The sequence below is a fragment of the Dethiosulfatibacter aminovorans DSM 17477 genome (assembly GCF_900142005.1).
Lineage (GTDB): Bacteria > Bacillota > Clostridia > Tissierellales > Dethiosulfatibacteraceae > Dethiosulfatibacter > Dethiosulfatibacter aminovorans.
The window spans coordinates 78,750-105,699 of record NZ_FQZL01000013.1 but is presented as its reverse complement, the minus strand read 5'-3'; the positions used below and the strand labels follow the sequence as shown (position 1 = coordinate 105,699).

The 26,950-nt window shown below is 41.6% G+C and carries 28 protein-coding genes and 2 riboswitches; of the genes, 14 read left to right on the top strand and 14 right to left on the bottom strand.

The features are described from left to right. Positions 1-222 precede the first annotated feature (222 nt). The 5 genes from BUB05_RS10060 to BUB05_RS10040 all read right to left on the bottom strand — a co-directional run bounded on the left by BUB05_RS10060 (position 223) and on the right by BUB05_RS10040 (position 5,276). A complete protein-coding gene (locus tag BUB05_RS10060) occupies positions 223-1,374 on the bottom strand; it encodes a cation:proton antiporter (protein WP_073049478.1) in 1,152 nt (383 codons plus the stop codon). A 287-nt stretch (positions 1,375-1,661) separates the two neighbouring features. Further along, positions 1,662-2,735 carry a peptide chain release factor 1 gene (gene prfA / locus BUB05_RS10055; protein WP_073049477.1) on the bottom strand — a complete coding sequence of 358 codons (1,074 nt, stop codon included), beginning with the start codon at positions 2,733-2,735 and terminating at the stop codon, positions 1,662-1,664. 53 nt (positions 2,736-2,788) lie between these two features. Continuing rightward, entirely contained in the window at positions 2,789-3,664 is an 876-nt protein-coding gene (gene prmC, locus BUB05_RS10050) for a peptide chain release factor N(5)-glutamine methyltransferase (RefSeq protein WP_094762835.1), read from the bottom strand. Further along, positions 3,658-4,530 carry a DUF1385 domain-containing protein gene (locus BUB05_RS10045; RefSeq protein WP_073049485.1) on the bottom strand — a complete coding sequence of 291 codons (873 nt, stop codon included), beginning with the start codon at positions 4,528-4,530 and terminating at the stop codon, positions 3,658-3,660. Before BUB05_RS10045 ends, prmC begins: the two co-directional genes overlap by 7 nt. A 146-nt stretch (positions 4,531-4,676) precedes the next feature. Beyond that, the gene (locus tag BUB05_RS10040; protein ID WP_073049476.1) at positions 4,677-5,276 is read right to left on the bottom strand and encodes a thymidine kinase; all 600 of its coding nucleotides are present in this window, start codon (positions 5,274-5,276) and stop codon (positions 4,677-4,679) included. A gap of 192 nt (positions 5,277-5,468) precedes the next feature. Between BUB05_RS10040 and BUB05_RS10035 the strand changes: the two genes are divergently transcribed. Continuing rightward, the gene (locus tag BUB05_RS10035) at positions 5,469-6,257 is read left to right on the top strand and encodes a mechanosensitive ion channel family protein (protein WP_073049475.1); all 789 of its coding nucleotides are present in this window, start codon (positions 5,469-5,471) and stop codon (positions 6,255-6,257) included. A 78-nt stretch (positions 6,258-6,335) separates the two neighbouring features. Here the strand turns inward: BUB05_RS10035 and BUB05_RS10030 are convergent, their stop codons facing one another. From BUB05_RS10030 to thiW, 3 genes are all read right to left on the bottom strand, one after another. Next, positions 6,336-7,616 carry a nucleoside-triphosphatase gene (locus tag BUB05_RS10030; protein ID WP_073049474.1) on the bottom strand — a complete coding sequence of 427 codons (1,281 nt, stop codon included), beginning with the start codon at positions 7,614-7,616 and terminating at the stop codon, positions 6,336-6,338. A 98-nt stretch (positions 7,617-7,714) separates the two neighbouring features. Then, positions 7,715-9,019 (bottom strand): phosphomethylpyrimidine synthase ThiC, encoded by a 1,305-nt coding sequence (gene thiC, locus BUB05_RS10025; RefSeq protein WP_073049473.1) that lies wholly within the window; start codon positions 9,017-9,019, stop codon positions 7,715-7,717. A gap of 140 nt (positions 9,020-9,159) precedes the next feature. Then, on the bottom strand, positions 9,160-9,651 hold the full coding sequence (gene thiW, locus BUB05_RS10020; RefSeq protein ID WP_073049472.1) for an energy coupling factor transporter S component ThiW: 492 nt from the start codon (positions 9,649-9,651) through the stop codon (positions 9,160-9,162). A 130-nt stretch (positions 9,652-9,781) separates the two neighbouring features. Continuing rightward, positions 9,782-9,890, bottom strand: a riboswitch (TPP riboswitch). A 130-nt stretch (positions 9,891-10,020) separates the two neighbouring features. On the opposite strand from thiW, the gene BUB05_RS10015 reads away from it, so the two are divergent. Both BUB05_RS10015 and BUB05_RS10010 read left to right on the top strand, forming a co-directional pair. Then, entirely contained in the window at positions 10,021-10,575 is a 555-nt protein-coding gene (locus tag BUB05_RS10015) for a uracil-DNA glycosylase (RefSeq protein ID WP_073049471.1), read from the top strand. Between the two features lie 41 nt (positions 10,576-10,616). Further along, positions 10,617-11,279: an HAD family hydrolase gene (locus BUB05_RS10010; protein ID WP_073049470.1), complete on the top strand. Its 663-nt coding sequence runs from the start codon at positions 10,617-10,619 to the stop codon at positions 11,277-11,279. A gap of 139 nt (positions 11,280-11,418) precedes the next feature. Here the strand turns inward: BUB05_RS10010 and BUB05_RS10005 are convergent, their stop codons facing one another. Both BUB05_RS10005 and BUB05_RS10000 read right to left on the bottom strand, forming a co-directional pair. Further along, positions 11,419-11,616: a hypothetical protein gene (locus tag BUB05_RS10005; protein WP_073049469.1), complete on the bottom strand. Its 198-nt coding sequence runs from the start codon at positions 11,614-11,616 to the stop codon at positions 11,419-11,421. Further along, positions 11,613-14,132 (bottom strand): Lon protease family protein, encoded by a 2,520-nt coding sequence (locus BUB05_RS10000; protein WP_073049468.1) that lies wholly within the window; start codon positions 14,130-14,132, stop codon positions 11,613-11,615. The genes BUB05_RS10005 and BUB05_RS10000 overlap by 4 nt, the downstream gene beginning before the upstream one ends. 132 nt (positions 14,133-14,264) lie before the next feature. Then, positions 14,265-14,379: riboswitch (molybdenum cofactor riboswitch) on the top strand. Between the two features lie 43 nt (positions 14,380-14,422). On the opposite strand from BUB05_RS10000, the gene BUB05_RS18555 reads away from it, so the two are divergent. The 11 genes from BUB05_RS18555 to BUB05_RS09945 all read left to right on the top strand — a co-directional run bounded on the left by BUB05_RS18555 (position 14,423) and on the right by BUB05_RS09945 (position 22,720). Continuing rightward, the gene (locus BUB05_RS18555) at positions 14,423-14,914 is read left to right on the top strand and encodes an FMN-binding protein (RefSeq protein WP_139257985.1); all 492 of its coding nucleotides are present in this window, start codon (positions 14,423-14,425) and stop codon (positions 14,912-14,914) included. Between the two features lie 10 nt (positions 14,915-14,924). Next, complete coding sequence (locus tag BUB05_RS09990) at positions 14,925-16,124, top strand: molybdopterin-dependent oxidoreductase (protein ID WP_073049467.1); 1,200 nt, start codon at positions 14,925-14,927, stop codon at positions 16,122-16,124. A gap of 49 nt (positions 16,125-16,173) precedes the next feature. Continuing rightward, positions 16,174-17,625 (top strand): alkaline phosphatase family protein, encoded by a 1,452-nt coding sequence (locus tag BUB05_RS09985; protein ID WP_073049466.1) that lies wholly within the window; start codon positions 16,174-16,176, stop codon positions 17,623-17,625. Next, positions 17,626-18,372: a molybdopterin-guanine dinucleotide biosynthesis protein MobB gene (locus tag BUB05_RS09980; protein ID WP_073049465.1), complete on the top strand. Its 747-nt coding sequence runs from the start codon at positions 17,626-17,628 to the stop codon at positions 18,370-18,372. 10 nt (positions 18,373-18,382) lie between these two features. After that, a complete protein-coding gene (locus tag BUB05_RS09975; protein WP_073049464.1) occupies positions 18,383-18,931 on the top strand; it encodes an ECF transporter S component in 549 nt (182 codons plus the stop codon). A 14-nt stretch (positions 18,932-18,945) separates the two neighbouring features. After that, positions 18,946-19,467 carry a molybdopterin-dependent oxidoreductase gene (locus tag BUB05_RS09970; RefSeq protein ID WP_073049463.1) on the top strand — a complete coding sequence of 174 codons (522 nt, stop codon included), beginning with the start codon at positions 18,946-18,948 and terminating at the stop codon, positions 19,465-19,467. A gap of 5 nt (positions 19,468-19,472) precedes the next feature. Then, positions 19,473-20,165, top strand: a complete 693-nt coding sequence (locus BUB05_RS09965) for an ABC transporter ATP-binding protein (protein WP_073049462.1) — start codon at positions 19,473-19,475, stop codon at positions 20,163-20,165. Then, positions 20,162-20,824 carry an energy-coupling factor ABC transporter ATP-binding protein gene (locus tag BUB05_RS09960; RefSeq protein ID WP_073049461.1) on the top strand — a complete coding sequence of 221 codons (663 nt, stop codon included), beginning with the start codon at positions 20,162-20,164 and terminating at the stop codon, positions 20,822-20,824. The genes BUB05_RS09965 and BUB05_RS09960 overlap by 4 nt, the downstream gene beginning before the upstream one ends. Next, the gene (locus BUB05_RS09955; RefSeq protein ID WP_073049460.1) at positions 20,808-21,545 is read left to right on the top strand and encodes an energy-coupling factor transporter transmembrane component T family protein; all 738 of its coding nucleotides are present in this window, start codon (positions 20,808-20,810) and stop codon (positions 21,543-21,545) included. Before BUB05_RS09960 ends, BUB05_RS09955 begins: the two co-directional genes overlap by 17 nt. A gap of 9 nt (positions 21,546-21,554) precedes the next feature. Next, positions 21,555-22,193 carry a protein kinase family protein gene (locus BUB05_RS09950; protein WP_073049459.1) on the top strand — a complete coding sequence of 213 codons (639 nt, stop codon included), beginning with the start codon at positions 21,555-21,557 and terminating at the stop codon, positions 22,191-22,193. Between the two features lie 104 nt (positions 22,194-22,297). Further along, positions 22,298-22,720 (top strand): PPC domain-containing DNA-binding protein, encoded by a 423-nt coding sequence (locus tag BUB05_RS09945; protein WP_073049458.1) that lies wholly within the window; start codon positions 22,298-22,300, stop codon positions 22,718-22,720. 130 nt (positions 22,721-22,850) lie between these two features. Here the strand turns inward: BUB05_RS09945 and BUB05_RS09940 are convergent, their stop codons facing one another. The 4 genes from BUB05_RS09940 to BUB05_RS09925 all read right to left on the bottom strand — a co-directional run bounded on the left by BUB05_RS09940 (position 22,851) and on the right by BUB05_RS09925 (position 26,912). After that, positions 22,851-23,876 (bottom strand): anti-sigma-I factor RsgI family protein, encoded by a 1,026-nt coding sequence (locus tag BUB05_RS09940; RefSeq protein WP_139257983.1) that lies wholly within the window; start codon positions 23,874-23,876, stop codon positions 22,851-22,853. Between the two features lie 91 nt (positions 23,877-23,967). Continuing rightward, positions 23,968-24,669, bottom strand: a complete 702-nt coding sequence (sigI, locus tag BUB05_RS09935; protein WP_073049456.1) for an RNA polymerase sigma-I factor — start codon at positions 24,667-24,669, stop codon at positions 23,968-23,970. A gap of 41 nt (positions 24,670-24,710) precedes the next feature. Further along, entirely contained in the window at positions 24,711-25,628 is a 918-nt protein-coding gene (gene mnmL, locus BUB05_RS09930; RefSeq protein WP_073049455.1) for a tRNA modification radical SAM protein MnmL/YtqA, read from the bottom strand. Between the two features lie 177 nt (positions 25,629-25,805). Next, positions 25,806-26,912, bottom strand: a complete 1,107-nt coding sequence (locus BUB05_RS09925) for an AI-2E family transporter (RefSeq protein ID WP_073049454.1) — start codon at positions 26,910-26,912, stop codon at positions 25,806-25,808. Positions 26,913-26,950: the final 38 nt, after the last annotated feature.

The window sequence follows — 26,950 nt, the reverse complement described above, 5'->3', positions numbered from 1 at the left end:
CGATATCAGAAGAGATTAAACTGTATGACACCATTGGAATATAGACAATATCTCATGGATAATGCTGCATAAAAATACCGCCAACTAATTAGTTGACGGTACTAAATTTTTTGTTTTTTCTACTGTCTACTTGACAGGGGGCACTTCATTTATCCTGCATTTCTACAATTTATGTACTTTCAACTTCCTTAGACCGCGAAAAACAACCTTAGATATTCATTATTATTCATATGCCTTCTTGAGCATCGGTGGCGTAATTATTGTAGTAAGTACAACTACAAGTATTGTCGCCGTAAACATATTGTCGCTTATAAATCCACCACTCTTTGCCACATTTGCCACGATGAGTCCAACCTCTCCTCTAGGAATCATGCCGACACCTATCTGGATGGATTCCCTTGCAGAGAACTTCATGAGTTTTGCTCCAAGTCCGCAACCGATGATCTTGCTTACCATCGCAACTATCATCAATACGACAAGAGGTACCAGTATTCCACAAACTCCGTCAAGATTTATTATCAATCCTATGTTTAAAAAGAACACCGGGGTAAAGAGCGTAAAGGCTATGCTTGATACATCCTTCTCAACCCTGTGGTTGTAAGGTGTCAAAGAAAATACAATTCCTGTAAAATACGCACCTATGATTGCAGCGACACCGAATTCCTCCGCCACGAACGCAAGTATGAAGCAGATGATAATGGCAAAGGCTCCAACATTTCTGTCCCTCAGCATTTTTGAAGAGTTCTTGTTCATGAAGGTGGTGAATATCCTTCCTGCAACCATTGTAAGTACAAAGAACGCAACAATTTTGAGTACCACAAAAAGTATGCCTGAACCTTCTCCCGGACTGGCCACACCTATGACAAGCGTCAGTACTATGATACTCAACACATCATCGATTACTGCAGCTCCCAGTATTCCTATTCCCGTCTTGTCATTAAGCTTCTCTATTTCCCTCAAGACCTGGACCGTTATACTGATGCTTGTAGCTGCCAGAATAACACCTACAAATGCTCCGGAAATTATTCCTTCCGACGGGTACAATATTTTAATTGCCAGTATTCCCATTACCATAGGCATAATAACTCCACCAACAGCAATAGATGCAGACGCTCCTGCAGATTTCTTCAATTCGTACAGATCCGTTTCCATACCTGCAAGAAACATAAGCAGAATAACTCCAAGCTCAGCAAATGTACTTATGATTTCATTGGGTGTTACTATGTTTAAAACAGCCGGTCCTGCTAACAAGCCAGCTAATATCTGTCCCAGAACTGATGGCTGATTAAGCTTTTGCGCTGCAATTCCTCCAAGATTGGCAAAAATCAGCATCAATGCCAAATCAATAACAAAATTCAAACCTCCGTGTTCCATATCTTCTCCTCTCCTGTGAATATGAGAATGCTGCAAGGCACCTTTCTCATAAATATTTATTAATCCGGCAGTATATTATTCATGCCCCATATACACAAATAATCGCCCTGATTAATAATCACCATTTTCCTATAATACTCCTTTGAATTACAAATTTCAAGAAAAACTTTCAAAAAAACGATTGGCATTCCAATACCTGCGGCCGTTTTCTATTGCAAGAAAAAAAATAAATTATGCAAAAAAATACCGGATAAATTTCCGGCATTTTTATAAATTCATTTATATTATTACGCTTCTATAGTCTGGAGCTTTTCGGCCTGGTCGGAGGTAGTCAGTGCATCGATCATTTCGTCAAGGTCACCGTTGAGAAAGGCTTCAAGCTTGTAAAGGGTCAAGTTTATCCTGTGGTCGCTTACCCTGCCCTGAGGATAGTTGTATGTTCTGACTCTTTGAGACCTGTCTCCCGAACCCACCTGGCTCTTTCTCTGGGCTGCAAGTTCATCATGCTGCTCCTGCTGATATTTGTCGTATAGTCTGGCCTTTAGTATCTTGAAGGCCTTGTCCTTGTTTTTAAGTTGTGACTTCTCGTCCTGGCATGATACAACCAGTCCTGAAGGCTCATGTGTAAGCCTTACTGCAGAGTCCGTGGTGTTTACACTCTGTCCTCCGTTTCCGGAAGATCTGAACACGTCAACCCTTACATCATTTGGATCTATATCTATATCCACATCATCAACCTCAGGCAACACTGCAACAGTAGCCGAAGACGTATGTATACGTCCGCTTGACTCAGTATCGGGAACCCTCTGAACCCTATGGCCGCCGCTTTCATACTTCAGTCTTGAATACGCTCCGTTACCCTTGACCATGAATATGATCTCCTTGTATCCGCCTATTCCCTGGTCACTGGTACTCATGACTTCTATCTTCCATCTCTTGCTTTCCGCATACATGGAATACATCCTGAACAGATTGCCTGCAAAAAGTCCTGCCTCGTCTCCGCCTACTCCCGCTCTAATCTCCACAATGACATTCTTGTCGTCATTGGGGTCCTTGGGAATCAGAAGGAACTTAAGTTCTTCCTCTGCAGTTTCTATTGTTTCAGTCAATTCCTTTACTTCTTCCTTCACCATGTCCCTGAAGTCGTCATCAAGCTGCTTGTCCTTCAGCATTTCCTTTGCTTCTTCAAGCTGTTCTCCCGCTTCCTTGTAGGCCTTGTATTTTTCAACAATAGGCTCTATGTGAGCATGCTCCTTTACGAGTTTCTGCCACTTCTTCATATCAGCTATAATTTCAGGATCACTTATCTGTGCGCTAAGCTCCTTATATTTCTCTTCCAAAAAATCCAGTTTATCTAACATACTTTCACCTCATTAGTTCTAACACGATATTATAACAGATAATAAGCAAATGGTCAATTTTTAAAATATCCTGCTGCCCCCCGCTTTATTCCGCTTAAATCCTCAATGACATCCACTCTTTCAACACCGGCTTTTTCCTCAAGCATCTTGACAATTTTTTCACTCTGGTCATGACCATGCTCCATTACAAGTACTCCACCTGGCTTGACAAGCCTGTCCGTTATACTGATTATCCTTTCATAGTAGTCATATCCTGAATTGCCTCCTATAAGGGCAAGCTTCGGCTCGTATTCCGCCACCTCCACCTGGAGACTTTTCACATCCTCCTCAGGTATGTATGGAGGATTCGACACCACTATATCAAAACTTCCAAGCTCCTTCCATATATCATCGAATATATCCATTTTCATGACATTGAAATTTTCAAGACCAAGTCTTTCCCTGTTAATGTCGCTTACCTTCACTGCAATGTCTGAAATGTCTATGGCTGCAACGGAAGAATTTTCCAAATATTCCGCAAGACTGCATCCTATTGCTCCCGAACCTGAACCTATGTCCAGAATCCTAATATTGTCTTTCGCGCTGTATTCCTTTTTGGCCATGTCAATTATATACTCTACAATATTCTCAGTATCTGGCCTGGGAATCAAGACACCTTCCTCAACATGGAAATCCAACCCCATGAATTCCTGGGAATTTGTTATATATTGAAGGGGACAACCCTTTTTTCTCTTTCCAACAAGACTGAAAAAGAGCTCTTCTGTTTTTTCATCGAGAGTTTCATTCATGTTCATTATTACGTACAGCTTTTCCCTGCCCATTGCATATGCAAGGAGAAGCTGCGCATCCAGAAGGGGGTTCATATACTCCCTTTGTCCAAGAACTTCCACAGCTTCCTTTATACATTGTCTTATACTTTTTTCTACCAATTGTCATCTTCCTTGTTTTCAGGTATTACTTCCTTCATCGCAGCTATTGCCACCTCCAGCATGTCATCCGTAGGCTCCTTCGTTGTAAGCTTCTGGAACAAAAACCCCGGCTTTGCGAGGAGTTTTGCCAGTCCCTTGTTTTCATGTTTCCCAATATACCTGTTAATTTCATATGACAGTCCTGCTATTACAGGAAGCATGACAAGCCTTGTCACTATTCTCATAAGAACGCCAGGCCATCCGAAGAAGGAGAATACTATTATGGATATTATCAAAACATTCACCAGAAAGCTTGTACCGCATCTTGGATGAAGGGTAATATATTTTCTGGCATTTTCAACTGTAAGCTCTTCTCCGTTTTCATATGCATATATTGTCTTGTGCTCGGCACCGTGGTACATAAAGACTCTCTTTATGTCATCCATTTTTGATATGAGGTAGACATAGACTGTAAAAAGTCCAACCCTCAATATTCCCTCGAGGAAGTTAAGTATCAGCGGACTTTCAACAAGCGTCTTCAACAGGCCCGCAACAAGGTTGGGAAGTATTATAAATGCTCCCACGGATATCAAAAGTGCGACGGCTACAGAAAAATATATTATGGCCTGGTCCGCATTCCCCTTGAACATCTTTCTCAAGAACCTGTCGAAGGCATCCTCTTCCAGTTCGTCTTCATAGAATTCAGCAGAATACATAAGCTCCTTTATTCCTATGATCATTGCCTCTACAAGGGCCACACTTCCCCTGACTAGAGGCAGCTTGAGGAATTTGCTTTTAAATATTGGATTTATATCCTGAGTTTTGACGGTTATTTCACCATCCGGCTTTCTCACTGCCGTAGCTATCTTATGGGGACCTCTCATCATTATTCCTTCTATGAGAGCCTGTCCTCCTATTGATGTTTTTTTACATTCAGACAATTCTTATACCATCCATTTCAAATAAATTTCCACCCATTATATCATATAAATGGATATTTAACTATTTTATTACTATAACCTTTATATTATCTTTATTTGTTGTTCAAATACTTTTCTTTCTCCCTGAAGAAACATTGTCCGCAAAGGGACTCATATTCAACATTGTTCTCCTGGTCTATGGCAACCTGGCTGCCTTCAAACACGAACTCTCCGTTTATCTTTCTGCCGTTTAATATTGCCTTTCTGCCGCAGGCGCATATTGTCTTCAGTTCCTCTATGCTGTGCGCTATGAGCAGAAGCCTTTCACTTCCCTCGAAGCCATTCATAAGAAAATCAGTCCTCAGACCGTAGCATATGACAGGAATGTTCATCTTGACAGCTATCTCAAAAAGCTGGTCTATCTGCTCCTTCTTCAAAAACTGTACCTCGTCTGCAAGGATACAGTGAAGTTCTCCACAGTTTAACATATATCCTAAAACTTCATCCACAAGGTTCATGTCCTCACGGACAACTATATCGACCTTTCTTTCAATTCCTAGCCTTGATACAACCTTGTCGTCTCCCTTGGTATCTATTCCCGGCTTTATGATTATTGTCTCCATGCCTCTTTCTTCGTAGTTGAAAGCCACCTGCATTAGATTTGTCGATTTGCCGCAATTCATGGCACCGTATCTGAAATATAATTTTGACATGTTATTCCTCCACAATTTCTGTTAACAGTATATCACCTTCATGAAAAAACGCAATCTCAATTACAGTTACTTAACATTCCGGAGTTTGTTAATGCTTTGCTTTTTGAGTGTGTATTCATTATAATATAATTAGGGCATAAGTATCAAAACCGGTTTTGGCACTTAACCCCAAATAATGAAAGAGGTGGTAATATGTACATAGGCGAAAGCGTTTTGGCAATTATATTCATGATTGTGAAGGCGGCAATAATATTCTTCGTAGGAAGGGTAATAATCAATCTTGTTGTAAGCCATGTCAAGAAGGTTCTTGAAAAAAGATCGGTTGATCCGATGCTTGAAGGATTTGCACTTTCAATACTGAAATTCGCATTGATGTTTATCCTTGCAATCGCAATCATCAAGACGTTCGGTGTTGATTCTACTTCTCTGGTAGCAATCCTTGGTGCCGCTACTCTGGCAATAGGATTTGCACTTCAGGGCAACCTGTCGAACTTTGCAAGCGGCGTTATGATCGTTGCATTCAGGCCCTTCAATGTTGGAGACTTTGTGGAGGCTGGTGGACACAGCGGTGTTGTCGAGGAGATCGGAATCTTCATGTCGACCCTTAAATCACTTGACAACAAGAAAATCCTGGTACCAAACAGTGCAATAACAGGGGGATCAATTACAAACTACACCGGATATTCCGAAAGAAGAGTGGACCTTACCGTAGGCGTAAGCTACGATGCAGACATCAACCATGTGAAGAAGGCTCTTCAGGAAGTGATAGATGCAAACGAAATGATACTGGCAGACAAGCCTACCTTCGTAAGAATGGGCGAATTGGCTGACAGCTCCATAAACTTCAAGGTAAGGGTATGGACCTATACGGACAACTACTGGGATGTATATTTCGACCTTATGGAAAACTTCAAAATGAAGCTTGACGAGGAAAACATCTCGATACCTTATCCACATGTAACGGTGGAGATGAAGAAGTAATACTTGTTTACAGATAACGAAAACCCCCGAAGGGATTGCGGCTTTTCGAAAGCCAAAATCCTTCGGGGGTTATTACTATCACCTGCAGTCTATGACAAAGAATCCTGCCTTCCTGAAGTTGTCAAAGACATAGATCCTTCCTTCGTCCCTCAGACTGTCCCTGACGAATTCATTCAATGCAGCTTTTTCATTTTCCTTTATATTGTGCTGCCTTCTGAAAAACTCAAAGGCTTCCTCTATAGTGTTGAACACTTGGGGGAAATTGTATTCCACTTCCTCGTATTCATAGCTGATCTTCCTGGCGTCAAGATATTCCATGATTTCCCCGGATCCCTTTCCGAAGGACTTCACCTTTCTTCCAAGGCTCTTTTCAAGGACGTCTCCCCTGAAATTATGGTGTCCCTCCAGGGGAGGACAGATTATGAAGGCTTTCTCCCTTGCAATGCTGAGGAACCTTTCCATGTTTTCAATTTTGTTAAGGGCGCTTCCGCTGAAGGAGCTGAGAGCGTAATCACAGCTACTGTCTTCAAAATCCTCGAAGGGCATAATTGAAGCCTTGAAATTCTTCATACCCCTGTCAATGAACTTACAAGACAGCTTCAGAAGCATGTTGTAGGAAGAGTCGACGCATTGTATTCCCCTGCTTTTTCCAGCAAGTTCCAATGAAAAGGCTCCCGAGCCGCTTCCTATTTCGAACCACGTCTTTTCGTCAAGGTCCTCCGTATTTTCAATAATCCTTTTCAAAAATGTCCCAGGATAGTCGTGTCCCTCATATTCCAGGGCTCTTTCATACATTTCGATCTTCTTCTGCTTCCAGACATGGGCGGAGCTTCTCTTGAAGGGTATTCCCTTGTCCCTGAGCCATTTCCTTGCCTCCTCCTGGATACAGTTGCCATTGTCTCCTGTCAGGAAGAGAACCTTTGTATCTTCCCTGTCCTTTATCCTTCTAAGAAAGTCGTTTTTCCTGTTCTTGATTATACCGACAACTATGCACTCGCTGTCGAGAGCACTCCAGATGCTGTCCTTGAATGCTTCCGAATTCCTTTCCATCACTCCAAGCTCGTCCATGACAGTGATGGTCCTGTTCCTTATGGAATATTCTATCTGCCGACTTCCGAAAACATCGAAGCCTTCCACATTGACCCTTGCCTTGAAGATATCATTGGTCTCCTTTGCATAGGCCACAGTCTCAACAGATGACAGGTCGTTAAGTGATTTCATTACAATGTTGTGGCCTTTCTCCACATAATGCTTCTCAGTGATGAATCCTCCCATGGAAGCCGACACCTCTTCCAGCACCGACTTCAAAAGGTATGATTTTCCTACTCCTATATCTCCGGATATAAACAAATTGTTCATGATCTACCGCTCCTGCACCATTAGTATAAAAAAATCATACCATATATTCTTCAAGAAAGCATCTACGATGCGTTAATTGTGGAAGCATTACCCAAAAATCATCTAAGTATGTTTACATTTTCTCCGTCCAGTACCTTGTTGAGAGTCCTTACGGCACACATTTTTCCACACATTGTACATGTTGTTTCATCCTCTGGATTTGTGTCCTTTCTGTATTCAACAGGCCTCTCGGGATCTATCGCCAGTTCGAACATCCTTGTCCAGTCAAGCTTTCGTCTGGCATCGCTCATCTCGTTGTCCACACGCCTTGCTCCCGGAAGCTTCTTTCCTATGTCTCCTGCATGGGCTGCAATCTTTGATGCAACGATTCCTTCCTTCATGTCTTCAAGGGTTGGAAGCCTCAAGTGCTCTGCAGGAGTTACGTAGCAAAGGAAATCCGCTCCGGCATTTGCAGCAATTGCTCCACCTATTGCTCCTGTAATATGGTCATATCCCGGCGCTATGTCTGTAACCAGAGGTCCAAGAACATAGAATGGCGCGCCATGGCAAAGCTTTTTCTGAAGCTTAACATTTGCCTCTATTTCATCTATTGCCATGTGCCCCGGCCCTTCTATTATAACCTGTACGTTCTTTTCCCAAGCCTTCTTTGTAAGCTCTCCAAGTACCATAAGCTCGTGTATCTGGCTTGCATCCGTACTGTCTGCTATGGCTCCAGGCCTGCAGGCGTCTCCAAGACTCAGTGTAATGTCAAACTCTGCACATATGTCAAGAAGTTCGTCGTAATATTCGAAGAATGGATTTTCCTGGTTGTTTAGCCTCATCCATGCAAATAAAAGGGATCCTCCCCTTGATACGATGTTCATGAGTCTTGGATTGTTAACAAAGACTTCCGCTGTAGCCCTGTTCATTCCGGCATGGATAGTAACAAAGTCCACTCCGTCTTCCCCGTGCTTTCTCACAATGTCAAGAAATTCCTGTGCCTTTATGTCCTTGAGCTCCTTCTCGTAGAATCCTATGGCATCATAGATGGGCACAGTACCTATCATTGCAGGAGAATACTCAACGAGAGCCTTCCTGAACTCCTCTGTCTTTCCATAGTTCGAAAGGTCCATAATGGCTTCAGCCTTCATTTCCACAGCCGTTTTCACCTTTTCCATTTCCCTTTCAAGGTCGTAGGCATCCTTTGATATTCCAAGGTTAACGTTGATTTTTGTTCTCAGTCCCTCTCCCACTCCTTCTGGATTGATGTTCTTGTGGTTCTTGTTGCAGGGAATTACAGCCTTTCCATATGCTATCAACTCCCTGAGTTTCTCCACGTCCATGTTTTCCTTCATTGCAACTATCTTCATCTCTTCCGTGATTATGTTTTTCCTTGCTGCATCCATCTGAGTTGTATAATTCATATCTTTTCCTCTTTTCATTAATTTTTATATTTAATAAATCAAATAAATCTACACTTACTACTGTTGTTCATCATTTATATAAGCCTATGCAATAATTCTGCCCGCATAATATTTCCCAGGCAATACATGGTTTTATATTCCTAGCTTCGCGCCTCGTACCTGTCCTTAAGCCTGTCCATTGCGCTTGTCTTAAGCAGGACGTAGGATATGACGGCTCCACCCATTGAGCTTACGACGAAGGGAATCACCAGTGCAAAAGCTGCCTTTGAAGTTCCTAAAAACACATTTGCAATTGGCACTGCAGCCATGCCTCCTATAATTCCTGTTCCTATCATTTCTCCAATGACGGCAGCTTCTATTTTTCTCACCTTCATGAAAGCCACTCCCGCTATGAAAGCGCCTATCATGCTGCCTGGAAAGGCAAGAATCGACCCCACACCCATCATGTTCCTCAAAAGGGAAATGACAAATGCAGTTCCCACTGCATACCAAGGTCCCAAAAATACCGCTGCAATCACATTCACCGCGTGCTGCATGGGAAAACACTTAGCCACTCCTACCGGTATGTATACAAGATGCGATGTCAAAACTCCTATTGCAGCAAGCATAGCAGCCAAAACCATTTTCTTCATCAAAAAAACCTCCCATTTCAAATCCATGGGAGGCTTGATATCTATATGACAAGAATCTGATTTAATATTTTTGACTTGGACAAGTCAAATTTTTCATTGTTTTAAGGTAATAAAAAAACATATCTGCAGGCAAATATGTCATCAATATTCCTACGCCGGCATTACCCGGATCAGGTTCAAGGGTCAGTAAATCGAGTTTCCTATCTCAGCCGACATAATCAGCTCCCCATAAATTATTATTTTTCTATACCCTAACATACATTTTTATGAAATTCAAGAAGAATTTACAATTCCAACGACAATCTGATATAATCATCATTGTACAAAACAAATTTTATTAAACGAAATCTGTTGCAACGAGGTGTTCATATGGATTTAAAGGAACTCGAAACATACTGCAGGAAATGCCAAAAATGCAATCTAGGCAGGACAAGGAACAATGCAGTGTTCGGACAAGGAAATGAAAATGCGGATATAATGCTTGTTGGCGAAGGCCCGGGATACAACGAGGATATCCAGGGTGTGCCCTTCGTAGGAAAGGCCGGACAGCTTCTAGACAAGATGCTTCTGGCTGTAGAACTTTCAAGGAATGAAATCTACATCACAAACATAGTGAAGTGCCGACCGCCAAACAACAGGAACCCCCTGGAAGATGAAAGCAGAATATGTCTTGACTATCTCAGATATCAGGTCAAGCTCATACAGCCGAAAATAATCGTATGTCTCGGAGCCGTTTCCGCAAGGAACCTCATCCGTCCCAACCTTTCAATAACAAGGGAAAGGGGAAACTGGACACGAAAGGGAAACATAGACTTCATTCCAACCCTCCATCCCGCATATCTTTTACGGAATCCCTCTGCAAAGAAGGACTCATGGGCAGACCTTAAGTCAATCAGAGAACATCTTGACGCACTAAAAAAATAAATTTGACTGCACCAAACAATAACTGAAAGAAGGATTATCATATGAAAAAATTAGCAATATTCGACTTTGATGGAACCCTTTTTATGGAACTCACCATACCATATCTTTTTGACAAATGGACGATCCTTTCATATCCAAGACAATCGGCGTCAATGGTCAAGGGTATCATAATGAAGGATTATTTTTTGAACAAAATCGGAATACTTTCAAAGAAAAAATTCCGAGACAAGGCTGCCGCAGATTTTCTCAAACTTTTCAAGGACATGTCTAAAGATGAAATCAACGAATTCTTTGAAAAAGCCTGTGAAGGAATAGAAAATTATTTCAACAGGGATGTCCTTGACGAAATAGAAAAGGCAAAAAAAGAAGGATACGAGCTTGTACTTGTATCCGGAAGCTTCCAGCCCCTGCTCAATTCAGCAATAAAGAATCTTGGATTTTCAAAGGTGATAGGAACAAAGCTGCCTTTCAAAAATGACCGAATTGATTTCAAAAAAGGCTTTAAACTGATAAATGGCGTTGAAAAGAAAAATGCAGTCATGAAAGAATACGAAAATGTTGAAGTGGACTATAAAAACAGCAGGGCCTTTGCAGACAGCTACTACGACGAATTCATCCTCAAGCTGACGGGAAATCCCGTTGCCGTTGCTCCCGACGACCAGTTGAGAAAAATGGCTGAAGAAGAAGGCTGGAGGATAATATAGTCAAACTTGTCTATATAACCACTAAAAAATATGGATATCAGCGAAGTCTCGACCTTCCCAATAGGGAACCGGGAGCTGATATCCATATTTTTGTTTTTATGCTAATTGAAAAGTTCTATTTTTTCAAATTTACAGGTTTCTACTTCTTTCCAGTTTTATCCTTCTTCTTGGCCTTGCGGCCTTTATTTTTCTTCTTCTTTTTCCCGATTATCTTCAGGGCGTTTTTCTCGCCCTTTTTGCACTTGTTTCCCTTGATTGAGACAAGGACGCCGTCTTTAGCTTCAAACTTCACCTTGCACTTGTTTTTACATCCCTTGCAGGTGAATTCCTTTTTCATTTGGAACCATCTTCTTTCTCTTCCTTTGTTTTTCTGGGTCTTCCCCTTTTCTTCGGTTTTACATCCTCTTCAACTTCTTCGTCTTCCTTGGACTTTTCAATGGGTTGGTCTTCTTCCTCATCTTTCTTCTCATCATTCAAAGGCTTAAGATACTGCTGAAGTTTTTGGTCGACAAGGTAGTGGATTGTATTTTCCTCGTAGCACCCGTCTTCATCCAAACATCCCGCAGGTACTCCGGTGAGTATTTCTATCCCTTCATCAACGGATTTAACAGGATATATATGAAACTTTCCATCCCTGACCGCTTCCACAACTGCATCGTTCAGCATTAGGTTTTTCACATTCTGATAAGGTATGATTACACCCTGTTCCCCTGTGATACCTTTCATCTTGCAAACATTGAAGTACCCTTCAATCTTCTGGTTCACTCCACCTATGGGCTGGATCTGTCCTCTCTGGTTGACCGATCCCGTAACCGCTATTCCCTGCTTGATAGGCTTGTTGGAAAGGCTTGACATTATTGCATAAAGCTCGGTACTGGATGCACTGTCTCCGTCAATTCCCGAATACAACTGCTCAAATACTATGCTGGCAGAAAGCGCCAGAGGCCTAGTCTGGGCATACTTATATCCCATGAATCCGTTTATTATCATGACTCCCTTGTCATGGATCTTTCCGCTTGTCCTTGCTTCCCTTTCTATGTTTATGAGTCCGGATTTGCCCCTGTAGGTAGATACTGTAATCTTCGACGGCTTACCAAAGGAATATTCCCCTGCTCCCACAACTGCAAGCCCGTTTATTTCTCCAACCTTCTTCCCTTCCACATCAAGGATATATGTACCTTCATCGAATAGTTCCAGTACCTTTTCCTCGTACATGTTGTTCCTGTATATTTTCTGCTGTATTGCCTTTTCCACATGTTCCTTGTATACCAATTCGCTGTTCTCAAGACTGGCCCATGAATCAGCCTCGTATATTATTTCTACGACCTTGTTGAATCTTGATGAAAGCTTCTCCTGATTGTCTGCAATCTTTGAACTGTATTCTACGACTTTGCAGACCGCATCCCTTTCAAAGTGTCTGAGACCTTCCTTTTCACAATGGGAAGCTATGAATTTGGCCATTTTTTCCACATTTGCCGAAGTCCTTACCATTTCAACGTCAAAATCCGCCCTTATCTTGAACAGCTTTGCAAAATGCTCGTCATATGTATACAATATGCCGTATGACCTTGGATCCCCTACCAGTATGACCTTGATGTCAAGCTTGATCGGCTCAGGCTTGAGTCCCGTAGTAACAGGATATCCCATGGTTGTCTGGATCGTTTCAATATTTGCTTCGTCGTTGAGCAAGGCCCTCATGAGACCCTTGTATGCAAAAACATTTTCCATAAGATCCTTGACCTGAATAATAAGATACCCTCCGTTTGCAGCATGAATGGATCCCGGAACAATTTTTTGGAAGGATGTTTTCAAGACACCCATTTCATTAATAAATTCTATATTACCCAAAAGGTTTGAGTATGTAGGATTTGTTTCAAAAACTATTGGTGCATGCTCCTTGTCCGAATTGTCTATGAACAGGTTCACCTGATACCTTTCAAAGAAGGTTTCATTCCCCTTGTGCTGCATTGCAAGGAATGGATTTGACTGCTGCTGCTTGTTGTCAGTCTTGAACATGTCCACTTTGTCTATGATATCGTTCTTCAAGTCTATTAGATAACCCTCCACCTTCTTGTTGCCGTCAAACCTGTATTTCAATCTGTCCGTATGGAGGTTTACAACCTTTGTGGCAAACTCGCCGTCAAGCTTCTTGAGCTTGTCACGGAAGCTTTCGTCTATGTCCTTGATTTTCTTGAACATGTCGATGCTTGCAAGGTTAAGTTCTCCCGATTTCTTCTGTATCTCGGCATAGCGTTCCTTTGATATGTCCTTGAAATCCTCTTCAGTCATTGGAGTGCCGTCATCCTTCAAGGGTACGCTTACAAGTCCCCTGTCTGTGTTTGAATATATGAATCCGTACTTCCTGGCAAGGGTATTGAGCTCTGCAAGCAGCTCTTCGGATGTCTCATTGAGCTGCTTGAAAAGCATGTTCTTGGATCTTTCATATTCCTTGGATGTAAAAGTATTTTCTATTTCCTTCTTTATAAATATGATTGTATTTTCTATGGCCTTCTTGAAGATTTTCCCCTGTCCGCTGTCAAGCCTGAGCGCTATTGGATTTTCAGGCTTCTTGAAATTGTAAACGTATACCCAGTCACCTGCAGTATTTTCTTTACGGGCCTTCTTTTCCGTAATAAGGTTTATATAGGAGTTTCTGCCGGTTCCACTTATGCCTGAAATATAAATATTGTAGCCCTTTCTTTTTATGTCAAGGCCAAAATCTATAGCTTCAACTGCTCTTTCCTGTCCGATGATTCCCTCAAGTGGTTCCAAATCCGCCGTGGATTTAAATTTCTTGCATTCGTCACAACATTCATTTCTCAATTGATCATATTTAAGTTCATTCACTTTCATATCCTGCCCTCCTAATATCAGCTTCCTCTAGTTACCTTTTATTATAACACATATTCATTATATATTTACAAACTTAATAACCTTTTACACACCAAATTTATATTGAATTTAGAATTATTTTTTGATAAAATTATCTTGTATTTACTCCGATCTGATTATTCCTAAGGTTTACTACGGAACTCAGACGAAGGGTTTGTCTGGAAACGGGCTGGCCTCCCGGTTGGAAAGGAGATGATTTTGTCTATTCCGGGTGGAATAGATTTTTTTATGAAAAAAAACAAACAATAGCATTGGCATTACTGATCGCAGCATCTCTGGTCTTACTATCATTTAATCCTGTACAGAGGAATGAATATCTTGCATCCATATACCCCGAAGCAAAAATCAAAAAATCAGCTTATGACGAGAGCTTGAATTCAAATGACTGCTTTGTGGGGTATGTCTACGAGGTTCGCAACGGAAGCAGTCTGCTCGAGTGCTATTTCATAAAATCCATGGGATACAAGGATTTTGTCCACTATATGGTTGAAATAGACTGCGGCAGCGAGAGGATTAAAAAGGTACGGCTCATCGAGGAGCATGAGACAGATGATTACGGCGGCTACATAAGGGAAGGTTGGTTCCTGGAAAGATTTGAAAACCTGTCTCTGAACCATCCGACGGAAATTGTAAAGATGCACAAGGAAAACGATTACGATATAGTTGCTATAACCGGGGCGACTATAACAAGTCTGTCAGCTGTGAAAGCTGTAAATCTGGCAATGGAGAACTATAAAAACTAAGGAGAGAATCATGTCAAAAAAACTGAAACTATTAAGCATCGTGTTTGTATTGATACTTGCATTTACTGCATGTACACAGAACACAGGGGACACAAATCCTCCAGCAGAGGACGCCAACGAAGAAGCAGAAGGAACCGAAGCAGTTGAAAGCTCAATTGAAATACAGGGCATTGAAGGTGGAACGGAAATGATTAGTGCCGAAGAAATCAAGGCAATGGAAGCCCAGACTCTTGCAACAACAAATATTTCATCAAGCGGTGAGGTTGTTGAGGTTGAAATCAAGGGTGTGAAGATAAACAAGATACTTAAGCAGTACAATCTAAGGCAGGATGAATTCGAAGGAATAAGATTCTATGCAGGTGACGGATATTCAATAGTAATACCAAATGAAATACTGGTTGCAAAAGATGTAATGCTTTTCTGGGAAGTTGACGGAGAGCCCCTTGACGACAAGTTCCAACCGCTAAGGGTTGCAGTGCCTGACGAAAGGTCAATGTACTGGGTTGGAAATGTTGCAGGAATGGAGCTGATGAAGGGTGAAGAATCAGGTAAAGCGGACAGTGATTCAGGAGAAAATGACGCAATGGCTCATGGGAATTCATCGATTATCTTCATGGAAGCTGCAATATCCACTCTTGAGTCTGAAGAATACGCCTACTACGAATCTGCGGACCAGGCAGTGAAGACAATGGACCTTCTATCGGAATTTGGAAGAACAGGACTTGAAAGCGACATGCCTGTGTCAGACATATTCATGGAAGCAGTTGACGACTTCTCAAAGACTGAAACCATGGACATATTCCTCACAGGATACATAAAGCATACGGGAGAGAATGCGCCTATGTTCCTTTCACCCGACCTTCCAAAGGGAATGCATGTGAAGAACCTTCTCAAGGTAGAGAATACAGGTACAGTTTTTGTAAGCGAAAGCCAGTCATTTGTAAAATATGGAAATGACCTTGTAACAATACTCGAAGACCAGTGCGTGCCTCTTGCAAAGATAGAAGAGCTTACTGGACTGGCAAAAGGAATGAGCTATACACTGACAGCTGCCGACGGATACTCCAAGACCATAGACCGGGAGACATTCCTCAAAGGTGGAATATATGCAAGAACCAACGGCGGATATGGAATTTCATTTGAAGGAATGGACAAGAAAGCAAAAATAAAGGACATCCTGTCAATAGAAGTTGTTGAAATGGACAAATAGCTGAAATAACCGCTTAAGAAGCTGTAAAGCGGAAAGTACGGAGGATAATATGACCAGTAAGGGAAAACTCGTTTCTGCTGTTCTTATTATCCTTTTCCTTTTTACTGCATGCTCCACCGAAATGGAAGCATCCGACTCAAGTCTTATTGTAACAGGGGATGTAGATTACGAGTATATTCTCCAGTACAGTGAAGAATCGGAACTTGACTGGCAGACTCTGGAAAAGGATGACAATGAATACAGAAGCATAAAACTTAATGAAATCTTCAATCTCTACGGATACAAGGAATCAGATTTTTCAGTGCTGATTGTTGCCGGTGACGGGATGAAGGTGAAAATCGACACCAGCTACGGCAAGGTCAATGTTTACGACAACAAGGGATGGAATATATATGCACCAGATTTCCCTCCTACGGTAAACCTTAAGGACATTGTAGAGATAGTACTCATAAAAAACGACTACGACCTGTCTGAAAGCGTGAACATAATATCGGCGAAGGAAAACCTTGCTTCCTTCACACCTGGAAACATGCATCTCATGAATCTTCAGCTCTACAATTTCTTCGACGGCGAATCCGTTAAGAACGATGAGTTTTCCATGAAGGCATACAAGGAAAAATACTTGCTGCCCGTTGAAGAAGCTGCAGGCGAGGAATTCAGAAGCTCAATAGTGATGTCCAGAAGCGGCGAATACTATTTCACAGCAGATAAGGGCTATCTTCAGCTTCAGGGTAACATCATCAACTACACAGAACCTGAAAACAGGAAAACAATCTTCGACATAGTTGGAGTGGTAATCAATCCTCCCGCAGGCTCCGTAATGGATTCATACTACGATACCAAGCATTATCTTGACAAGGATGAAGATGTACTCCATATTTTCATTGACGGCTTCAGTTCCAGCCAGTACGAATATGCCAAGGAGAATGGATATATTCCCTACATTGCAGGTCTGGGACATATGGAGACTGCTCTCACAATATTCAAACCCGTCACAAACAGCGGTTATGCAGCCATGATAACAGGACAGCCTCCAGCAGTCAACGGAATACTCAACAGGGACTACAGGGAGGTAAAGGTGGATACCATTTTCGATTATGTATCTGCTCTAGGAAAGACATCAGCGATAATCGAAGGGAATGCAAATATCATCACCACCCACGGGAACCCTATCCTCAACACCGATGTAAACGGAAACGGCTTTACAGATGACGAAGTCTTTGAATCTGCTTTGGAAAACATATACGGTTCAGACTATGCCTTTGTTCATTTCCACGGAGTTGACGATTCAGGCCATGACAATGGAGACATTTCTGAGGAAACAATGGATAAAATTTCAGAAGTGGACGGATATGTGAAGAAACTTGTTGAAAACTGGAGCGGAAAGGTCATAATTACAGCAGACCATGGAATGCACTCCACGGATGACGGAGGATGCCACGGCGAATTCAGGTACGAGGACATGGTGATTCCATATATTTTAGCAGAAGGAGGATTTTAAATGAAGGTTTTTTCCATATACGGATATACACAGTCTGGCAAAACTACAATAGCGGAAACAATGATAGCGGAATTGGCAAAAAGAAGATACAGTGTTGGAAGCATCAAGGAAATACACTTCGAGGAGTTCAACATAGACACTCCCGGATCAAACACGGACAGACACAGGAATGCAGGGGCATCTCCCGTCACTGCCAGGGGACATGACGAAACGGATGTCATGTACCCGGTCAAGCTGAGCCTTCCCGACATATTGAAGCACTACAGCAATGAATACGTGGTGTGTGAAGGTGTAACGGACTACAACCTTCCAAAAATAATTGCAGCAAGCAGTGTCGAAGATCTGGAAAAAAGATGGGAACAGGGAATTTTTGCAGTATCCGGAAGGGTTGCCGAAATTCTTGGTGATGAATACAGGGGAGTACCTGTAATCAATGTACTGGAAGAGCCTGCACGACTGGCGGATCTCGTTGTTGAAAAGGTCTTCGACCTTCTGCCCGATGTGAATGAAAAATGCTGCAACCAGTGCGGCTACGGTTGCAGAGGATTGACAGACAAGATCCTGGCAGGAGAAGCAACAAGGAACGACTGCATCCAGAAGACAAGCTCTGTGAAGCTCTTCATCAACGGAAAAGAAATTGGAATGGTCCCCTTCGTTGAGGAAATACTGAGAAATGCCTGCACCGGCGTAGTAAGCACCCTTGAAGGGTACAGTGAAAATTCAAGCATTGAAATAAAAATAGACTGACGAGGACAATATGAAAAGAAAGAAAAGCTTCCTTGACGGATTCACGGTTTTCGAACTCATGGTCATAGGACTCACCGCAGCCCTTGGCCTTGCTTCAAAACCCATAGTGGTTCCAATTACTCATCTCATAACAGGTCCTCTTTTCATACCAGGGGGAGCAGTTGCCGGAGGCATCTACATGATGTGGATAGTGCTTGGAGCCTCACTGGTGGGAAAAAGGGGCGCAGCAACACTCATAGCTCTTACACAGGGACTCATAGTGATGCTGACAGGCTCCTTCGGCACCCACGGAGTGGTAAGCCTCGTCACCTATGGTCTTCCCGGACTCATGGTCGACTTGGCATTCCTGGTTCTAAGGAAAAAATATGTTGAACCTGCAGACTTTTTCCTGGCAGGAGTGTTAGCGAATCTAAGCGGAACATATATGTCCAACCTTGTCTTTTTCAGGCTTCCCATGCTTCCACTGGTCCTTAGCCTTTCAACGGGAGCATTGTCTGGAGGACTGGGAGGACTGCTGGCATACAGCATATACAAAAGAGTTCATAAAATGATAGCTTAAACGGAGGTAAAAAGATGAACAAAAATACGAAAATACTGGTTTCTGTAATCTTGATACTTGTACTGATATCTGCAATTGCAATAATGATGAACAGGGACAATGCAGCAGCCAAGAAAGAACTCAACGACAACGCAGTGTTCATATTGATGGACAACGGCGAGGAAATAGCTTCCTACAATATGACTGAAATACAGGCCATTGGAGAAACGGACTTCACCGCAACCCTTGACACAAGCACCACTGACCCTGAAGACTTCCAGTATACCGGGGTCCTGATGAAAAGCATCTTTGAACACGCTGGAATATCACTTGAAGGAAGGGAGGCAGTCATTGTTTCTGCAGTGGATGGATATACTGTAGCAGTGCCAATGGACAAGTTCATGGCAGACGACAATGTATACCTTGCATACAAGAAGGAAGGAGAGCTCATAGGCACAAGGGAAGAGGGAGGCAAAGGTCCCTACCAGATGATAATCAGCAAGGACCAGTTCAGCCAGTTCTGGTGCAAATACGCAATTTCGGCGGATATACAATAACTGCCATGAACAACTATATAATTGAAACAAGAAACCTGTCCTTCAGATACAGGCAGGACTCACCTCTTATTCTTGACCATGTGAATCTGGGAATCAGAAAAGGTGAGGTTGTAGGAATTGTTGGGCTGAGCGGTTCGGGCAAGTCAACCCTCATCAATATTATCAATGGAATCATTCCAAAGAGAATAGACGGAGTCATTGAAGGCGATGTAATAATCAAAAACGAGAACATCGAACAAAAGGAACTCCATGAACTTGTAACGACAATAGGAACCGTATTTCAGGACCCCGACTGCCAGATACTTTTTTCCTGCGCTGAGGACGAGATGGCCTTTGCCCCGGAAAACCTGTGCTTTGAAAGGATGGAAATATTCGACAGTATAGATAAGGTATGCGGCCTCCTTGACATAGGACGTCTCAGAGACAAGAATCCCAACCACATGTCGGGAGGGGAAAAGCAGCTCATATCAATAGCTTCAGTGCTGACTCCCGATGTAGATATTGTAATCCTTGACGAATGCATGTCCCAGATAGATGAAAGGGGAAGACTCCTCATCAAGGATACCCTTAAGAAGCTCAAGGAAAAGGGAAAGACAGTAATAATGATAGAACATGATTTCAGCAATCTTGAAACGGCAGATACCATATACCTGCTGGACTTGGGAAGGCTGTCTGAATTCGACGGAGAACTCAAATGACGGATTTCATCACAATCAGTAACATGAACTGCAGCATAAGGGACATCCATATCCTTAAAGACATAAGCCTCGTTTTTACAGACAAGGGCTTCACATCACTTACAGGACCGAACGGAAGTGGAAAGACAACTCTTGGAAAGGTCATGACTGGAATACTACCCTTTCAATCAGGTCAGGTATCCATCGAAGGGAAAGACATTCGGTCCATGTCTCTTCCTCAGATAGGGCGAAAGATAGGCTACCTCTTCCAGAATCCCGACAAGCAGATTTTTGCACCTACCGTTTTCGAGGAGCTTGCATTCGGCATGAAATTCAAGAACTGCGGCGAGGATGAAATAAGGGAACGAACAGATGAAATGCTGGATATCTTTGACCTGAAATCAATCCGGGACTCAACTTCATATTTTCTAAGTCAGGGAGAGAAGCAAAGGCTTGCCATTGCAGCTGTTTTACTTAATGACCCTGAATTCCTCATTCTTGACGAGCCTACTACAGGACTTGACATAAAGAGAAAGGAAGACCTCAGCAGATATCTGGACAGGATCAAAAGCAAGGTTGGCATTCTCATGATCAGTCATGACAAAAGCTTCATCGACAGGCACTCTGACAGGATAATCAAGCTTGAGGGAGGATGTGTTAAATATGATAAGAGATGCTGATCCAAGAACAAAGCTTTTCATTGTAATGTGTATATCAACACTTGGATTGTTTTTCAGCAATCCCTGGATGCAGCTGACAGTCTTTTTCCTTGGACTGTTGGCCGCCTTCATTTTCAAGGCAAGCCTTATGTCTTCAGTCAAAAGACTGAGGAAAATGATGTCGGTAATAGTCATGATAGTCATCCTTCAAAGTATTTTTGTGAAATCGGGAAATGTAGTGATAGGAACGAAAAACTTTACGTTAATAACCGACGAGGGATTGAAACGCGGATTTGGTTTTCTAATGAGACTTCTTGTAATACTCATATCGGGAACCATAATTTCAACATGCAGCATGAGGATGCTCGTGCAGGGTCTTGTGCAGATGAAGCTGCCCTACGACATGGCATTCATGACATCAGTAGGAATAAGGTTTCTGCCACTTCTGATGGAGGAGACAAAGGACACTTTCACGGCAATACAGCTAAAAGGAATAGACATAAGGAACCTTCCCCTGAAGAGACGTTTTGAAATCATATCCTACGTATTCACTCCTGTAATAGCAGGAACCCTGAACAAGGCGAAGAAGCTTTCCCTCTCCGTGGAATGCAGGGGATTCAGGGCCTATGACAGAAGGACCAGCATAATTCAACTGAAGTTCAACAGGTCCGACTATATGATTCTGGCAGCAACTGCAATGCTTTCCCTTGCCCTCATACTTGTGAACATATCTGTGTTATAGGAGATAAATTTGAAGATTATAAAAGAATTCAAGTCAAAAAAAAACAATGTATATCTGGCGGAGGCTGAAAACAGGATATTAATTCTGAAGGAATTCAGAACCTGTGATAACTATCTTCGTGAAAAATCAAACCATTTCATAATCGAAAGTTCATCTCTCAAAATCCCGAAAATTCTTGAATGGGATGATGAAAACTGCACATTATTGATGGAATACATTGAAGGTATCACAGCCCTTGACGCCGTTGAGACAGCTGAGAAGAAAAAAGACCCGGAATGCGCCCTTGCCGTTCTCAAATCCATATTCTCCTGGCTTGATTCCTTCCATTCCATTGAAGGAATCAAGACTGAAAAACTGTCCTTCAACGATATGAATTTCAGGAATTTCATCGTTTCATACAGCAGCGAAGCAACACTATACGGCGTAGATTTCGAGTCCTTCGAAAAAGGAAGCCTTCTGACCGATACGGGAAAACTTATTGGAATGTATCTCAATTATGATGAAAAGTATAGTGAGTTCAAGAAATCTGTCGTGGATGGATTCATGGATTTTATAGTGTCTGAAGAATATTATTCAGAAGAGATCTTAAAAAAATCCATAAAGGACGCCATAACCGAAATAGACAACAGACGTTTCAATATAACGTAAACCTGTAACCAGTAGCTTCTCTGACCCGTGATGAGTTAATAATCATTATTAATCCCTTGATTATGTGTTATAATAAGCATATATACTTCAGGAGGAGATTGATTATGATTTATAAAAGATTCAACAACACCCTCATTATCAGAGCTGAAAAGGATGAAGATATTATCGAAGTTCTAAAGGAAGTTATAGAAAAGGAAAATATTTCACTTGGAACGGTTAGCGGCATAGGAGCCGTCAAACAGGTTGAACTGGGCTTGTTCAACACCCTGGACAAGATTTATTCAAAGAGAGAATTCAGAGGTGATTTCGAGATAGTGTCCCTTTGCGGCAACATATCAACAATGGAACACAAACCCTACCTTCATCTTCACATGGCAATAGCCGACAACAAGCAATACACCTTCGGAGGTCACATGACAAAAGCCGTGGTAAGCGCCACCGCCGAATTGACTATAAATATAATCGACGGCAAAATCGACCGCTATTTCGATGAGGAAGTGGGCCTGAACCTTATGAAATTCCTTTGATTTCAAACCACACAACCCCAATATTTCAAGAGATTATGCAGTTTTATTTTCATAAGTTTGAACAACAACAGCTGCAGGCTTGCCTGCAGCTGTTTAATATCTGATTCAATCTCATTCTATTGTTTCATTCTCAGTTTCCGGTCCCCTTGTTGCTTCCTTTATTACCGTTGTTTCCCTGGCTGTTCCCCGGGCCATTGCCCTCGGATGAATCTTCATTTTCACCTTCGGATTCATCACCACTGTCGTCATCCGAAGATTCAATGCTTCCATCATCTCCATCGTCATCATTCTTTTCCTTTATCTGGCCAGGAGCATTTTCCTTTCCTTTACCGTTTTCTTCCTGCTCCTGTTCCTGATTCTCAACGCCTACGGAATTTTGGTTTTGGTTGTTTTCTTTTTCTGCCTTTTTCTCTTCCTGAATTTCCTTCTTTATAGCATTTTTTATATGAGCCAGATCGCTAACCTTGCAATTTTCAAGGTCGTAGCCTTCAGTTAATTCTTCAATTTTTTCATCATCGTCAAGTTCAATTTGAAGGTCAGCAATTTTTTCTTTGAGTACATAAACTGCAGGAGGAATGTTTTCTCCCTCTTCCTCACTCTGCTTCCTGAATTCCTTATATTTTTCTTTTTCAACTTCTACACAGGTTACAGTACCATCACCATCATCAATGCCACAAAGAATTCCTTCTACTGCTTCGTCTATATCATCTTCATCGGAGTGGGTGTAAGTCAGTACTACATCATCAGTGGAATACTCCTGCGATTCTGCATATGCTATTATTGCTTCCACTGCATCATCCACCTGCATTCCCTTGAGCTTCAAATCTATGTTTGCAATTATATCTTCACCTTCATCATTCAAAGCATTTATTTTTATTACTTTCATATTTTCGTTGTAACCCAGCTCAACTGATGGATTAATGTCTATTTCAACATATCCATAAGCACTAGTCATGGAATTGTAAGGAATATACCCTCCAACAAGTGCAATCACAAGCACCATAACCAGCGCTGCCTTCTTCATATCAATCATACTTTTTTCAATCACAAATTCTTCTCCAATGTCTCTATTCTTGTGTTTGCCTTTGACAAATTCACCGTTACCGGTAAGAAATGTCCCATGTTTCTTACCCTTGTCAATCAAAACGCCTTTCATAATATCCACTCCTTGTATAATGTCTTTCCCCTTGTCAATAAATAGATACGAAAAAACCCCTTCCAAAAAAGGGGTAAAACCATTGCAATCATCAGATTTTGATATATTCAGCCAAATATTCATAGTCTCCGCACTTGATCAGTATCAATGCAACAAGGTATTTTCTTGCCCTGTCAACCTGTTTTCTGTTCAATCCGTGCCTCTCCATTATTATTGATACCGGAAGTCTTTTCATCTCATAAAAGCGATTCAAAAGACCTTCATCAGATGCAATCATTTCAGATGCGGCTATATATTTCATCCTCAATTCTTTTTTCTTTGGAGAAAGCTTTTCCAAATCGCTCATCTTTATTCCATAGTCCGTAAGTTCTGAAACAAATCTTGTTATTTCCTCCCTTAGGTAGCTTGCCTTTTCCTGGTTGTTGAACTCCTCAATCGCCCTCTTCCTTTCAAGGGTATCAATATTGTTGTCACTGTCATAGGATTCGTCCAATATTACCATTTCACGTTCATAGTGCCTTGCTTCCTTCCTGAAATGATCTATGAGCCTTGACTTGATTACAAGATTGGAATAACCGTAAAAGCTGCCCTTGTCAAAATCATAATTATCGACAGCCTCCTTGAAGGCAAGCATTCCAACGGAAGTCAGTTCCGACTGGTCGCTGATATAAGTCCCATCATACTTGCTTATTGCCGAATAAATAAACGGCTTGTATTTGACTATGAAGTCATTGATGCTCAGGTCATCATTCTTCACCAGTTCTATGTCATTTTGCATGATGTTTCTATCCATACCAATACCATCCTTATTATTTAGCGAAGCAATTTCGTAGTTCACTTCACTCTGCAACCCTGAAATGAATCACGCCGTTTCATTTCCATGTTTATTTCCGATATGACCCTAAGCTTGTCAAGACTCCAACGGGGACCAACAAGGTCGCTTTTTTTACCGTCACCTGTTATCCGGTGTATTACTATGTCACCATGTAGCCTTTCCAGCGAATCGCATATTGTCTTTACATATTCTTCCTTTTCAAAAAGTGGAAACCCTTCTTCCAGATATGCCTTTTCAAGATCCGTGTTTTTAATTACGTGAAGCATATGAAGCTTGACTCCCCAGGGTTTCAGCCGAGAAACATAATCCACGGTCCTCATCATGTCTGCCCTGTCCTCACCCGGTATCCCAAGTATTATATGCACTACCGTCTTTATACCCAATTCATGAAGATTATTAAATGTTTTATTGAAAACATTCAAGTCATATCCCCGTCTGATATATTTTGCAGAATCTTCATGTATGCTTTGTAGTCCAATTTCCACCCAAAGAAAATATTTTTCATTGATTTCCCTGAAAAGGTCCATGATTTCGTCAGATATGCAATCGGCCCTCGTTGCAACGGCAAGACCTATCACACCTTCGCATCCAAGGGCTTCATAATATTTTCTCCTCAGCTCCTCTACAGGAGCATATGTATTTGTAAAGGAGCCAAAATAGGCTATATACTTGCCTGACTTCCATTTTTTCCCAAGCAACGCCTTCTGCTCCTCTATCTGCCTGATTATGCTGAGTTCCCTACTGCCGGCAAATTCTCCCGACCCCATTTCCGAGCAGAATATGCATCCCCTGCTGTCTATGGTACCGTCCCTGTTTGGACAGGTAAATCCTCCGTCAATTGAAAGTTTCACAACCTTCTCTCCGAACGTTTTTTTCAGTTCATAATTCAAAGTTCGATATCTCATTTCTCCGTACATTTTCTTAACAGCCTTTCAACAATTTCTAATCAGGTTATCCACAGTTTTTCAAATGTTTTTTCCTTAATTTTCCAACATTTTTCCCATTTATCCACAAAAAGACCCCTATTTTTGATACTTGTGCACACACTTGTCAACATTTCCACACCATTGTCGATATCTGTCCACACTCATTTTTTAATCATCATGAAGGAAATCAAGGTCGGTTCCACGGAGTTTGAATTCCATATATGTATACATAATTGTCTTCAAGAGCGCAGCAACAGGTGTAGCAAAAAACATTCCCCATACTCCAAAAAGTCCGCCACCTACGATTATCGCGATAATTATCCAGATAGGTTTAAGGTCAAGCTGGATCCCAAGTATTTTCGGCCCCAGCACCAATCCGTCAAACTGCTGTATGATTATTACAAAAAGTATCATCCAAAGACCTTTGACTGGATCAACAAGAAGGGTAATTATTACTGCAGGCACTCCTCCAATCAATGGCCCAAAGTATGGAATCATATTTGTTATTCCAATAATCAGTGCAAGAATCAGTGGATACTGAGCATGTATAATGAATCTCGTACCCAGATATGTTATTATTGCTATGATGAAGGAATCAAGAAGCTTGCCTGAAATGAAATTGACAACATTGTCGTTGAGCTCTTTGCCAAGCTTGATTATAGTAGAGGATGTTCCCTTTTCCAAAAAACTGTAAAGAACCTTATGGTAAAGTTTTTCGAAATGCGACTTGTCCCAGAGTATATAGGCTGAAATAATCAATGCCATAATAAATTTGATGAAGGCCGACGTAATATTTATTACGCTTATTATTGTCATGCTGACCATTGTGGAACTGAGATTCGTAAGCCTTTCAACCACTCTCGGTATGTTGTTCTGATAAAATGCATAGGCATCTTTTGTTTCAATGAAATCAAGAAATTCAGGAGGATCCCTGAAGATATTTTCTATTCCTGCAATTATATTTGGTATGTCATGGATAAAATTTGTCAATGACCTTCCGATCTGAGGAATTATTATTAGAGTGAATATGGTCAATACGCTTATGAATATTACATAGGTAAGTATTATTGCCAGCAGCTTGAGCCTGAATATCCTCCTTAAAAAATTCATAAGGGGATTAAGAACAAGGGACAGAAAGACCCCTGCAAGTATTGGAACGAATATGTTTATTATCCTGCTCACGCCATTGTCCTGGTATATGAATTTGAATATAATCACAAAGACTATGAACATTGGTATATAATACAGAAAAAATCTGTTGGATCTCTTGTCCATCACGGTACCTCTCAGGTTGAATTTAACTAAAATTCTCA

What these genes read in the sequence shown, in the direction of transcription:
- BUB05_RS09955 (WP_073049460.1), top strand. Translation starts at nt 20,808, where the DNA reads ATGATAAGAGATGCTGATCCAAGAACAAAGCTTTTCATTGTAATGTGT.
- BUB05_RS09975 (WP_073049464.1), top strand. Translation starts at nt 18,383, where the DNA reads ATGAAAAGAAAGAAAAGCTTCCTTGACGGATTCACGGTTTTCGAACTC.
- prfA (WP_073049477.1), bottom strand. Translation starts at nt 2,735, where the DNA reads ATGTTAGATAAACTGGATTTTTTGGAAGAGAAATATAAGGAGCTTAGC.
- BUB05_RS10015 (WP_073049471.1), top strand. Translation starts at nt 10,021, where the DNA reads ATGGATTTAAAGGAACTCGAAACATACTGCAGGAAATGCCAAAAATGC.
- thiW (WP_073049472.1), bottom strand. Translation starts at nt 9,651, where the DNA reads ATGAAGAAAATGGTTTTGGCTGCTATGCTTGCTGCAATAGGAGTTTTG.
- BUB05_RS10005 (WP_073049469.1), bottom strand. Translation starts at nt 11,616, where the DNA reads ATGAAAAAGGAATTCACCTGCAAGGGATGTAAAAACAAGTGCAAGGTG.
- BUB05_RS09990 (WP_073049467.1), top strand. Translation starts at nt 14,925, where the DNA reads ATGTCAAAAAAACTGAAACTATTAAGCATCGTGTTTGTATTGATACTT.
- BUB05_RS09985 (WP_073049466.1), top strand. Translation starts at nt 16,174, where the DNA reads ATGACCAGTAAGGGAAAACTCGTTTCTGCTGTTCTTATTATCCTTTTC.
- BUB05_RS09980 (WP_073049465.1), top strand. Translation starts at nt 17,626, where the DNA reads ATGAAGGTTTTTTCCATATACGGATATACACAGTCTGGCAAAACTACA.
- BUB05_RS09965 (WP_073049462.1), top strand. Translation starts at nt 19,473, where the DNA reads ATGAACAACTATATAATTGAAACAAGAAACCTGTCCTTCAGATACAGG.
- BUB05_RS09970 (WP_073049463.1), top strand. Translation starts at nt 18,946, where the DNA reads ATGAACAAAAATACGAAAATACTGGTTTCTGTAATCTTGATACTTGTA.
- BUB05_RS10030 (WP_073049474.1), bottom strand. Translation starts at nt 7,616, where the DNA reads ATGAACAATTTGTTTATATCCGGAGATATAGGAGTAGGAAAATCATAC.
- BUB05_RS09940 (WP_139257983.1), bottom strand. Translation starts at nt 23,876, where the DNA reads ATGAAAGGCGTTTTGATTGACAAGGGTAAGAAACATGGGACATTTCTT.
- BUB05_RS10000 (WP_073049468.1), bottom strand. Translation starts at nt 14,132, where the DNA reads ATGAAAGTGAATGAACTTAAATATGATCAATTGAGAAATGAATGTTGT.
- BUB05_RS10035 (WP_073049475.1), top strand. Translation starts at nt 5,469, where the DNA reads ATGTACATAGGCGAAAGCGTTTTGGCAATTATATTCATGATTGTGAAG.
- BUB05_RS10045 (WP_073049485.1), bottom strand. Translation starts at nt 4,530, where the DNA reads ATGATGAGAGGTCCCCATAAGATAGCTACGGCAGTGAGAAAGCCGGAT.
- BUB05_RS10010 (WP_073049470.1), top strand. Translation starts at nt 10,617, where the DNA reads ATGAAAAAATTAGCAATATTCGACTTTGATGGAACCCTTTTTATGGAA.
- BUB05_RS09960 (WP_073049461.1), top strand. Translation starts at nt 20,162, where the DNA reads ATGACGGATTTCATCACAATCAGTAACATGAACTGCAGCATAAGGGAC.
- BUB05_RS10040 (WP_073049476.1), bottom strand. Translation starts at nt 5,276, where the DNA reads ATGTCAAAATTATATTTCAGATACGGTGCCATGAATTGCGGCAAATCG.
- BUB05_RS09925 (WP_073049454.1), bottom strand. Translation starts at nt 26,912, where the DNA reads ATGGACAAGAGATCCAACAGATTTTTTCTGTATTATATACCAATGTTC.
- BUB05_RS10060 (WP_073049478.1), bottom strand. Translation starts at nt 1,374, where the DNA reads ATGGAACACGGAGGTTTGAATTTTGTTATTGATTTGGCATTGATGCTG.
- sigI (WP_073049456.1), bottom strand. Translation starts at nt 24,669, where the DNA reads ATGGATAGAAACATCATGCAAAATGACATAGAACTGGTGAAGAATGAT.
- BUB05_RS09945 (WP_073049458.1), top strand. Translation starts at nt 22,298, where the DNA reads ATGATTTATAAAAGATTCAACAACACCCTCATTATCAGAGCTGAAAAG.
- mnmL (WP_073049455.1), bottom strand. Translation starts at nt 25,628, where the DNA reads ATGTACGGAGAAATGAGATATCGAACTTTGAATTATGAACTGAAAAAA.
- thiC (WP_073049473.1), bottom strand. Translation starts at nt 9,019, where the DNA reads ATGAATTATACAACTCAGATGGATGCAGCAAGGAAAAACATAATCACG.